This window comes from Microbulbifer regidiadema (SeqCode) (assembly GCF_052467605.1).
Genome location: NZ_CP174316.1, coordinates 1,532,284 through 1,541,578 on the forward strand (window position 1 = coordinate 1,532,284; position 9,295 = coordinate 1,541,578).

General features: G+C 44.3%; 5 protein-coding genes. 4 read left to right on the top strand and 1 reads right to left on the bottom strand.

Annotated elements, in window-relative coordinates; translation table 11 throughout:
• The first annotated feature begins 1,001 nt into the window (after window positions 1-1,001).
• From ACJJIF_RS07425 to ACJJIF_RS07440, 4 genes are all read left to right on the top strand, one after another.
• Entirely contained in the window at window positions 1,002-1,697 is a 696-nt protein-coding gene (locus tag ACJJIF_RS07425; protein ID WP_444931588.1) for a hypothetical protein, read from the top strand.
• A 650-nt stretch (window positions 1,698-2,347) separates the two neighbouring features.
• Window positions 2,348-3,043 carry a hypothetical protein gene (locus ACJJIF_RS07430; protein WP_444931589.1) on the top strand — a complete coding sequence of 232 codons (696 nt, stop codon included), beginning with the start codon at window positions 2,348-2,350 and terminating at the stop codon, window positions 3,041-3,043.
• Between the two features lie 543 nt (window positions 3,044-3,586).
• On the top strand, window positions 3,587-4,507 hold the full coding sequence (locus ACJJIF_RS07435) for a prohibitin family protein (protein ID WP_444931590.1): 921 nt from the start codon (window positions 3,587-3,589) through the stop codon (window positions 4,505-4,507).
• An 831-nt stretch (window positions 4,508-5,338) separates the two neighbouring features.
• Window positions 5,339-6,424: a hypothetical protein gene (locus ACJJIF_RS07440; protein ID WP_444931591.1), complete on the top strand. Its 1,086-nt coding sequence runs from the start codon at window positions 5,339-5,341 to the stop codon at window positions 6,422-6,424.
• A 173-nt stretch (window positions 6,425-6,597) separates the two neighbouring features.
• Here ACJJIF_RS07440 and ACJJIF_RS07445 read toward each other — a convergent pair whose 3' ends face one another.
• On the bottom strand, window positions 6,598-8,295 hold the full coding sequence (locus ACJJIF_RS07445) for a sulfatase-like hydrolase/transferase (RefSeq protein ID WP_444931592.1): 1,698 nt from the start codon (window positions 8,293-8,295) through the stop codon (window positions 6,598-6,600).
• Window positions 8,296-9,295: the final 1,000 nt, after the last annotated feature.

Consider the following 9,295-nt stretch of genomic DNA (forward strand, 5'->3'; position numbering starts at 1 on the left):
GACGACAGCTTTACTGCTGATCAAGCTTCCAGCAATCAGCATCCAACTCAATATAAGCAATTGTTATTAGTAATTTTATCCCAGTATCGCCCACATCAATTCTCGCAAACCACACCACAAGAGAAAACCACTCAAAATAAACAACCTTACAGAACAAGAACTGCATAAAGAGCAGCTAACACTAACATCCGCAATACGACTCAAGCTTAGATAAGTCACAATACCTGCCACTCCCGCCAAAGAAATAAGACCACCCACTTGTTTCAGGCGACGAGACAACACCCGCCCTAATCGATCAGATTTTTTGGATATTTTTTGATAACCCTACTGCATTAAAACATATTAAAACCCCTTCCATCGCCAACTGCAACAAACCTCACCACCCTCCATATTCAGCTTTTTCATATCCAAAGGAGCCACATCAGACTTATTGGCATAAACCATTTTTTATAGTACCCACTATAGATTTCCACCAAAAAAATTGTTTATCATCCACACAGTCTCACCGGGGCTCACAACAAAAAAATGATAGCGATCCCTTCAGGACAAACCCAAGATTACAAATACAGCAACCCAAACCACAAAAAACCAAATAATGCATGAAAATTTAATTAAAATAAAATTAAAAATCCCACCATATCGCATCCGGACTACCCTCTACCATATAGAGCCTCCCAACGTACACAAAATACACTCCCACCAAGCAGAGACAACACCAAGCCTCCTCCCAAATTATTACAGGAAGAAAAAGCAACTACTACTTTTGTAGGTCACAACTAGCGGTAGCAATAACAAAACTCTACGAACAAAAACTTGAAAACAAAAAACAAATTGAGACTGAAAAAATTATTCCACATCCACATTGCCAACCCTGGAATTTACTGCTAATTATTTACCTCGTCCTCACTAGAGATAGAGCGGAAAATTTCAGTATTAACTCGCTCCAGCTCTTAGAGGTCGCCTCAACCTAACCAAAACTCTATTATTTACGGAGAGAATAAATGCAGAAGCCCTACGGATGGATTGGTTGTGCCCTTAGTGCAACCCTGAGTTTCTTTCTGGTGTCACAGTCAGCTATCGCCAAGAATGATGACACACTTATTACTGACCCTGTGGTTTTAGAGGCAATGGGTTTTGAAAGGGACGCAAATAATGTATACGCAGCTAAGGGGGTCAACCTGGATAGATCCCGTGAGCCTGTCCTAAAATCAACTGATAGCCCTGATGCTCAACAAGAGCTATTCCCATCAGGAAGTACGGATTATTCACCCATTACGCCGAAGGAATTTATCGGCCGAGTTGATACCACAGGAACGCAGTGGTTATATAACGCAGGCATCAGCTTTGAGCTCAGCCGCTTAGGTACTGAGCGATTTGCCGATGCTCAGTTTGATGATCTACCCAATGGTGGAACTCTGGAGTTTTATCGATGGTGGTGGTCTGATAATGACACCGCTTCAATGATGGAGACTTTTGTTTTTGAAATCTGTCAACCCGCCTTCGCCGGCGGCGCTATCACCTACACGACTCTAGCATCCAGCCCAAGCTTTGATTCGACTACCGGATCAACGGTTGTCTCCCTATCAAGCCGCCCCATTGACACCCAAAGCTGTTATTACTTAGCTCGCGTGCGATTTGATGCCGCAACAACACTCTTAGAGCTACAGAAGGTTCGGCTTCAGTTTATTCACCCATAAGCCCTCCCTAAAAGTTAGAGTTAGCGCCATTAAAGTCTCACCCAATTGGGTGAGGCTTTAGGTATTTAAACGCACCCAGCCGGGAACTGACCAATAACCCCCAGGAGAAACTCTCGACACCCACAAATGCAGTGATCATAATTATCCTCTTACATTAAGAACGCATAAAGCAACCAGACCCTTGACAGCGCAACTGAGTTGATTTTGACAAAAGAGAAGTCGGGACAAAGCCCGCCGCTCAAGAACAGGGTTACAGGCTATATTTTGACCTTATTCTGAAATACCATTTGCAACAATCTATCCGCTAGACAATACAGTCACATTCTTCCAAACCATTTAAAAAACCACCTAGCACACCTATATTTTTTATACAATCCCGCAGCCATTTATTCCGATTCAAATCTGGCATATATACCGGCAAAAAATCAGCTAAAACTGCCACCCTCTAAAACGCTTAAAAGCACAAATTGAACTAAAAGATTACACCGCACCCACATTGCCAACCCTGAAATTTACTGCTAATTATTTACCTCGTCCTCACCAGAGATAGGGCACACAAAATCTTTGACAGTTAGCTTAACGTTGAATCGCCCTAGCTCTTAGAGGTCGCAGCAATCTAACCGAAATTCTATTATTTATGGAGAATGTAGATGCAGAAGTCCTACGGATGGATTGGTTGTGCTCTTAGTGCAACCCTTGGCTTCTTGATGATGTCGCAGCCGGTTATAGCAAAAAATGATGACTCTCTTATTACTGACCCTGACACCTTAGAAGCAATGGGCTTTGAAAGGGACGCAAGTAATGTATATGCAGCCAAGGGCGTCAACCTGGGCAGGTCAGTTGATCCCTACCTGGGGGCAACTGATAGCCCTGATGCTCAAGAAGGATACTTTCCCTCAGGAAGCACAGACTATTCGCCAATTACGCCGAAGGATTTTATCGGTCGAGTGGATACCACTGGGTCGCAGTGGTTATACAATTCAGGAATCAGCCTTGAACTCAGTCGTCTAGGTACTGAGCGGTTTGCCGATGCCCAATTTGATGACCTTCCCAATGGCGGCACTCTGGAGTGGTATAGGTGGTGGTGGTCTGATAGTGATGCCACGTCACTGATGCAAACTTTTGTTTTTGAGGTTTGCCAACCTGCCTTCGCTGGCGGCGCCATTACATACACGACTATCGCTTCCAGCTCCAGCTTTGATACAACCACAGGGTCAACCTCTGTATCTCTTTTAAGTCGCCCCATTGATACCCAAAGCTGCTACTACTTGGCTCGTGTACGATTTGATGCCGCAACAACACTCTTGAGACTACAGAAGGTTCGGCTGCAATTTATTCACCCATAAGGTCAACCCTGAAAATTAAACCTACGGTTAAAGCCCCACCAAATTAGGTGGGGCTTTAACTACTGGAGCACACCCAACTGAGCGCAGCAAATAGAACCGAAAGGCAAGTATATAATTCATTCCTGATAGAAACAGATTAGATATCAAGATTTACCGTATAAAAAATTATTAGTGTTCAGTTAATTTTGATCGACCGCAGCCCCATTTATATCAATCTGATAAGGATGGTAGGCTGAGTCAACGGTGTATTCGATATTGGTACCAAGTAGTTAAAGGCTTACTGGTAATAGGGACTATAATTTAAATTGTGCAACTGCTCATACCCCATACCAGATGCCACAACGTAACCGCCACCTACTCTCTTAGCTTTTAAATTTTAAAAAAAATCTGTACTATGCCACCGGCCATTTATAGTGAATTGTAACAAAGTCTATCTGGTACATTTTATTAGCCAGGTGGCAATATCGCTTACGAAACCTCCTCAACACAATCACTTTCATGGACAAATATTGACCTTGTGTGTAGGCAAATAAAGGAAAAATTGTGGAAGATATTAAGGTAGAAACTATTAAGAAGGGAATTGCTGGCGCTGTTGTACTACTGCTAATCCTACCTATCCTCATGGGAACCGTCTTTACGGTTGACGAAGGGCACGTAGGAATTGTAAAGCGTTTTGGTAAGGCTGTTTCACAGGTTGATCCCGGAATTCATACAAAGGTCCCACTTATAGACAATGTAGTCGAAATCGAAGTCAGAACCCGGAAAAATGTTGAGACGATGAATGCCGCCACTGCGGAGCAGATGCCGTTAAAAGCAGTGACGGCTGTGAACTGGACGGTAACTCGTAGCGCTGCCATTGATTTGTACAAGCAATATGGCGGCCTGGAACAGTTTGAGCAGCGTATCCTCGACCCCAGACTGAGAAGTGCCAGTAAAGCGGGTTTAGCCGAGTTTAAAGCCGAGCAGATTATTCAGAACCGAAACGCGGCAATCCGACGGATTGAGGAACTCCTGGAAGAGGAAACCAAGGGGCTGCCTATGGAGCTTGGCGATGTACAGATCGAGAGCATCAACTTGCCTCCCAAGTACATCCAGTCTATTGAGACCAAACAGACGGAACTCAATCTGGCTGCGGCAGAAAAACACAAACTAGAGCGTCAAAAACTTGAAGCACAGCGTGAAGTGAATACAGCCAATGCACGCCGTGATGCCACCAAAGCTAAAGCGGATGGTGAAGCTCATAAGATTCGGGTAGAGGCCGAGGCGGAAGCTTATGCCATTCTCGAAAAGGGTGAAGCCGAGGCCGCAGCGATTAAAGCAAAAGCCGAAGCAATTGCCAAAAATCATACCTTGGTTGAATATATTCGCGCGCAGCAGTGGAATGGCCAGATGCCTTCAACCATTATGGGCGGCGATCAACCAATTCTGTGGGATATGGGAAGTAATTCTAACCGCAAAAATTAACTTGCCCCACAGTTAGAGTTTTTCTTACCTTTTGTAGCAAAGGCTTGGCGTCTCCCAATAGCGGCGCCAAGCCTATCTTCTTATGTTGGCAGTATTTTCCAGATAGTGATCACCATTTAAGCCCCTCTCAGCTGCGGCAACTTTTCCTCAGTTTTCCAAGCCAAATGATAGATACTTACCTCCACCGCTTAAAGGGAATCATTTAGAGAACCCCTATTACACATATCAATGTCTACCGCCTTTCAGGTACAGAAATAATTTTAACAAGAGTTGAAGGGGCTATAGTAATTCTGCCTAGGCATATATCGGACTCCTCGGGAAGTCTTACCCCAAATCGAACCTGACCTAGATCATCACAAGCAGCAGAATCATCACTGGCCCCACGCACAACAACCAAAGCCTCAATAATAGATGCTGGAAGTCCCCTTCCACTTGCCCACCAAATACCTGCTTATCAACCACAATTAAGATGTAGCTTGTGCTTTAGCGCCACCTTTGGGGACTGACTTGGGCAATACAATAAACCGGTAGCTACAGAATCAACCGCACAATCCCTCCTAGGAGATTTTTCTCAAGCTATTGATAGTTAATTCCCAAGGAAAATACCCAGTACTCAACCCAGAATTGAGGGGGCATCCAATCACATCATCCGGCATTATTTCGCGTAATAGTATTTTGAGCGTCAGCAGTAAATTTGCATGAAAGTAATTTAGGTGATTACTCAGGGAATTGAAATCCACCTTAGCTTAAGTAACCGTTTAGTAGCGTTTCAAATCGGCGAACAGATCACAACCAGATTAATAGAGCTTAATAATTTGCAAGGAAATAGATATGAAAGCTTACACCTCCATTGCTGCGGCAGTTGCGTTAGCCTTCAGTGGGCATACCGCCGCCAATACTACCGACGTCTCTCAAAATGGCAACGGAAATACAGCTACGTCTAACCAAGTCGACCCTACCACTTCGGGCAATGTTGCAAGCTTTACGCAAACTGGTGACAATAACTCATCGATTACATCTCAGCTAACAAACTCGACAAATAATTTTATTTACAGCACTCAAGTTGGCGACAACAACACAGTTTCATCGATTGAGCAATCTGATACCACAGCATCGACTGTTACCATATCACAAAATGGCCAGAACAATTTTTTTGTTGCACTTCAAATTAGGGCCACCTCAAGTACCGCAACAGTTACGCAAATTGGCACTTCGAATCAATTCGTTCCGGTACAAACCGATTCATCGCTCAACACTACTGTAATCAGCCAAAATGGTGACTCCAATGATGGCTCTATTACTCAAGCGATTTCTTCGGGAAATATGCTTTTTATCACCCAGGTTGGAACAAGCAACTCCGTAGCCGGCTCTCAGAACATGGAGACTTCTAGTACTGCCATCATATTGCAGGATGGAACGTCAAATATGGCTTCATTTGGCCAGGGAGATGGAACGGGAAATAACCTGACAGTAACCCAGCTGGGAACAAGTAACACCTCAATAGTGATCCAGCCTACATCCATAGGCGATACTGCCGAGCTTGTACAGAACGGCGATTCAAATGATGCGGATATCTCACAAGAACTCGGTACCGGCAGCAGTCTTTATGCTGAACAACTGGGTACTACAAATATGGTTATGACCTATCAAACTGGGGCAAGTAACGAAGGGGAAATCGAACAGGATGGCCTGAGTAATTCCGCAAACCTCTCCCAAGATGGAGATCTATTGGCAGCCTATATGGAGCAGATTGGCGATTCTAATGGATCTACTATTACTCAAACATCAACGATGAATTCAGCCAGCAGTATACAAATGGGCACAACTAACACTCTCGACACCACCCAGGCAACCACTGGGAATTCTGCAATTGCCACCCAAGTGGGCACTAATAATACAGGCACAATCTTGCAATAATTATACTCGCCGGCCTCTGCAGGTTCCAAACCAGGGCCGGCCAATCTCACTGCTGTGCCAGCCTACTAGAGCTATAAGCTCCCCTGCTTCAAGTTGCTATCTGCCAGAATAGCACAAGCTTAAACAGCCACTCTTTTAAATCCGGCTAAAACGTTAAAGATTCACCCCTAAGATTATGGGGCTTTACCAGCCCCCTCCCTCTCCAACTTTTCTTTAGCCTGAGGTAAAAGATCATAGATAGGTGGATTATTTGATATAAAGCCGATCTTAAATTGTGGAGGGTACTTAATAAGCTCTTTCATATAGTCACCCGCCGCTGTCATCACGGGTACAAGCATTGGCAAATGACGCACACCGATACTGGCATCTTCCTGGGGGTTGGAATAAAGATTAAACAGTATCGCCCCACCACTCTCAACAAAAATGGGGCCGCTAAATCCCCCCCAGTTTCCTCTCTGTACTACACCACTCTCAATTTCTGCGGTCCATACATATTTGAACTCATCAATACGCATCGCAGAAAAATACTGATTCATGGTATAGGGCCTACTGCGACGTGCAGATTGACCATTATCAGCCAACAACATTCCGGTTTGGTCGATACCATCGATATAGCGATCTTCGCTGACAAAGCTTGCAACTGCTTTACCGGGCTTACCCGCTATCGAAATAGCCGTATTAAATAGATCAGCCAGATCAAATAATCCTTCAGTCCGGCGCGGCTTGATAACTCCCTGCCAATATGCAAATGTCGGCACCCTTACGCCCCCCTCCCAGCTGGTCCCTTTACAGCCCCGAAAAGGCGTTCGACCATAGGGGGGAACCTCACACTCCGGGCCATTATCCGAGGTGAAAAAAATCAGAGTATTCGCCAGCTGATCCGTTTCCTGCAACGCAGTAAACAACTGCGCCAATACATAATCCATCTGCACCATACAGTCGCTATATACCGTACGAGCCCTGGATTTACCCGCCCATTTATCGGATGGATAATTATCAAAATGACAACCTCTAGGAGCGTGATATAGGAAAAATGGCTTTTCAGAGGTTTTCATTTTCTTAATAAAATTTACACTGTACTCCATCCACTGATCATCAAGCACCTTGATATAGTCCAGATCAATCTGATGGATATCTTTGCATTTCTCTGTATCCTGTGGCGTACAGTGTACCTCGCTATGGCTAAATGACTCCTTCTGCATCATTGCAAAGCGCTCTGGAGACAGTGCTACTTCCGGATTAAAATAGACGTCTCTCCACTCTGTATACATATCTGATACACCGAGAAATCCCCGATAATCGTCATAGCCAACATTCTGCGGTAAAGACCCCTTATTCTCCCCCATATGCCATTTACCCACCCCCTGGGTAACATATCCCAGTTCCTTAAGTATGGCGGGCATTGTGACTGCACCATCTAAACCACCGGCTTCACCGTACATAGGGGGGCGCAAGATGCCATGATGTAAAGGGTTTTGACCGGTATGGATCGTCGCTCGTGTCGGCGAGCATGAAGGCGTTGAATAGGCAGAGGTCAGTATAAGTCCCTCATTCGCCAACTTATCCATAGTCGGTGTGGCATTGCCTACTGCAATACCCCCACCATTAAATCCGACATCCATCCAACCCACATCATCGAGCAGGAAAATCAGTATGTTAGGCTTTTTGCCAAACTTTTCTTCCAGAAGCGTCAGCGTCTGCCTAGCTTGCTTTTCCTCTTGCGGGTGCTGGATTACCGGGTACATATTATCCGCCAGCTTTACAGGCTTTAAATGCAGAAACTGATCGGGATGGCTGTACCCTGGTGCAGAGGTTGGCCCCGTAGTGCTCCCCCGCAAATTTTCTGCCTGTGCCATAAGGCTTGACAGCATAAAGATTGCAACAAGGCACGCAATATAGACTTTACCGCCAAAGAGCCATAACCAAGACAGCTTCATACCTGATATCCAGTTAACGTTTATATTGAGCTGGCGGCCTCTAAGCGCACCAATCCCCTGAAATCTCCAAAGTTAAACTGCCAATAATCTATACGGATTAAAATAGTGATAGCTCGCTTTAATACTTATTGAAGGATAGCCTTGATCGCTTACACTTCACCTCGCAATCAATATTTATAGAGAATATGGAAAGCCTCCATCAATGGATAAGAGGACAAATTGTCGGAGAGGAAAAGTTTTCTTACTTTTTATAGCGAATGCTTGCCACCTCTCAACAAGAAAACGCCAAATCCACCTCTAGACTGCCAACACAAGCGACACATGCTTAACCGGCTTTAAGGGAGTGTAGACTCACCGCAGACTAGATTTACTGGCACACACTCTAACATCTACCGCCTTTCTGTAGTGGCACACTAAATTTTATTGCGAGAGGACATTTAAACTTTGAGACAAAGATAACCCAAAGATATCTAAAAAAAGAACAAAGAAGGACAACCGCCCTATAATATGAAAAGATAAAATTACCGGCGATCTAGTTGAAAAACCAGATAATGTTAGAAATTATACTCAGCAGATAGGCACGGAAATTTTATTACCCTCTCCCCCAACATATAAAAGGAAATGTATGAGACTCGTTTAAAATGGCGGGGCTTACATTCAAAGAAACATCATACATCCGTTCAGCACTTAAATATCGTTTAGCTGGCTTAGCGCCTGAAATGGATACTGACAATAAAAATATTGTTGACGAATCCTTGTCTAAAACCGAACGAATCGACAGATAAGAAGATATTGTCTTTCACAGCAAGCTACTCTACCAATTTGAGCGAGTAGACAAACACTCACAGGAGCTAAGAGTAGTACCAAGTATTACTATACCAAATACCGAATAAGTCAGATCTTGTATAGCCACAATCTACCCCAGTTACGAGAC

Bases quoted from the DNA above. Each gene is read 5' to 3' on its own strand.
- ACJJIF_RS07425 (WP_444931588.1), top strand. From the start codon at position 1,002: ATGCAGAAGCCCTACGGATGGATTGGTTGTGCCCTTAGTGCAACCCTG.
- ACJJIF_RS07430 (WP_444931589.1), top strand. From the start codon at position 2,348: ATGCAGAAGTCCTACGGATGGATTGGTTGTGCTCTTAGTGCAACCCTT.
- ACJJIF_RS07440 (WP_444931591.1), top strand. From the start codon at position 5,339: ATGAAAGCTTACACCTCCATTGCTGCGGCAGTTGCGTTAGCCTTCAGT.
- ACJJIF_RS07445 (WP_444931592.1), bottom strand. From the start codon at position 8,295: ATGCTGTCAAGCCTTATGGCACAGGCAGAAAATTTGCGGGGGAGCACT.